2 protein-coding genes are annotated in these 2,179 nt (G+C 29.7%); both read left to right on the top strand.

The genetic code is table 11. The features are described 5' to 3' along the window. The first annotated feature begins 90 nt into the window (after positions 1-90). On the top strand, positions 91-1,404 hold the full coding sequence (gene istA, locus A500_RS18980) for an IS21 family transposase (RefSeq protein WP_016209191.1): 1,314 nt from the start codon (positions 91-93) through the stop codon (positions 1,402-1,404). Beyond that, entirely contained in the window at positions 1,367-2,125 is a 759-nt protein-coding gene (gene istB, locus A500_RS18975; RefSeq protein ID WP_016209190.1) for an IS21-like element helper ATPase IstB, read from the top strand. The genes istA and istB overlap by 38 nt, the downstream gene beginning before the upstream one ends. The last annotated feature ends 54 nt before the right edge of the window (positions 2,126-2,179 follow it).

The following is a 2,179-nucleotide window of genomic DNA, read 5'->3' as shown; positions in this document are numbered from 1 at the left end:
TATAAATGCTAAGATAAGAATGTACAAAGTGACCAATATTTCTATGTATAATACTAGGTAAAATTTAACACAGTATTAATGGTGATGAATATGATTTATACAAAAAACATTAATACTGAAATAATTTTGAAATCAGTTGAAGATTTATATAAACTTAAAATTTTAATTGAGGTTAATAATTTGGATAAACCTAACTTCAGTGCAATAGCAAGAGAATTAGGAGTAGATAGAAGGACAGTAAAAAAGTATTACGATGGAAATATTAAGAAAGATAGAAAACCTAAGAAATCAAAAATAGATGATTTCTATGATGTCATTTCGAGCCTGCTTTCAGCAGAAACTAAACAAATATTTTATTATAAATCTCATCTTTACAGATATTTGGTTAGAGAAAAGGGGTTAAATTGCTCAAGGAGCGATTTCAATTACTATATTTTAAAACATGAAAATTTTGCAGAGTACTTTAAACCAAAGAAAAAAAGAGATGCTGTAAAATCAGAAACGCCATTTGGAAAGCAAGCACAGTTTGATTGGAAAGAAGACTTAAAGTTTTCTTTCAGAAATGGGGAAGAATTTATTTTCAATGTCGGCAGCTTAATATTATCAGCTTCTAGATTTAAATATTGGGCAGTTTGTCCAACTAAATCACAAGCATATTTATTTGATTTTTTAGCTAATGCATTAGAAGAATTAGGGGGGGTTCCTCAAGAAATACTTATAGATAATGCATCTACGATGATGGATAAAGCTAGAACTGAACGTTCTGCCGGGAAAGTCAATCCTAAATTTCAGCAGTTTGCTGATGACTTTGGATTTAAGATCGTCCCTTGCGTTAGAGCAAGGCCAAACACTAAGGCAAAGGTTGAAAACCCCATGAGAATTATAGATGAAATAATGAGTTATAATGGTCTACTTGATAATGAAGAACAGTTGTATAACAAAATGCAACAGATAACAAATGAAGCTAATTCAAGGATATGCCAGGCTACCGGAATACCACCAATTTTAGTATTTAAAAAAGAGAAAGAACATCTTTTACCACTACCCAATGATAAAATATGTTCTTACTACAAAAATACAACAATAAATGCGAAAGTCAATTCCAATTCACTATTTCGCTATAAGGGCAATTTATATTCTGTCCCTATTGATTTTATTGGTAAAAGTATTGTTGTTAAGGTTATTGATAATAACCTATATGTTTATTATGGCCCAAAATTGATAACTTTACATACAGTTTCTAACGAAAAAATAAATTATCATGATGGTCATCATTTAGCAATGATGGGATTAACCTTTAAGAATTCAGATCAAGAAGACGTTAAGAATTATGCAGCTAAACATTTAGAGGAGATGAAAAAATTTAATGAACAGTTATCAACAATTACAGGAGAACTTACGTGAGCTTAAATTAACACAAATGAGCCTTCAGATAGATGATTATATTAATAAAATAAATGATCATAAAACAAGTATTGTAGATGCTTTATGCGAATTAACTAGTAAAGAAGTTGAAGTTAAAAATTTTAATGCGGCACATGCTATGGTTAAAGTAGCTGGCTTTCCGCACCTGAAAGAATTAAAAGATTTTGACTTTGATTTTCAGCCTAAAATAAATAAGCAGCAATTTTTAGACTTTGAAAGTTTGAGGTTTTTAGAAAATAATAGTAGTATTATTTTAATAGGGAATAGCGGCGTGGGTAAAACCCACCTTGCGACCTCAATTGGAATTGCTGCTGCAAAGAAAAGAGTAAGTACTTATTTTATAAAATGCCAAGATTTAATAGAACAATTAAAAAAGGCTTATTTAGAGAATAAACTTGATGATAGGATAAAGCATTTTAGCAAATATAAACTTCTTATAATTGATGAAATTGGCTATTTACCTATTGGTGAGCAAGAAGCAAAAATGTTTTTTCAGCTTATAGATAGGCGTTATGAAAAGAAAAGTACAATAGTTACTAGTAATATAAATTTGTCCGACTGGAATCAAATATTTGTGGATAATATGTTAGCTAGCGCTATTTTAGATAGACTTGTCCATCATTCTACTATTGTTAATATTCTAGGAAACTCTTATAGAACGGCTACTGCACTATCCAAAATGGCAGATAAAAACAACTGAACAATTGTACATAAAAATATTGGCACAATTGTTCAAAATAATCTTGACATTAAT

It is taken from the genome of Clostridium sartagoforme AAU1, from assembly GCF_000401215.1.
Lineage (GTDB): Bacteria > Bacillota > Clostridia > Clostridiales > Clostridiaceae > Clostridium > Clostridium sartagoforme.
Note: the sequence above shows the minus strand (reverse complement) of the source record. Positions and strands in the feature narration are given on the sequence as shown.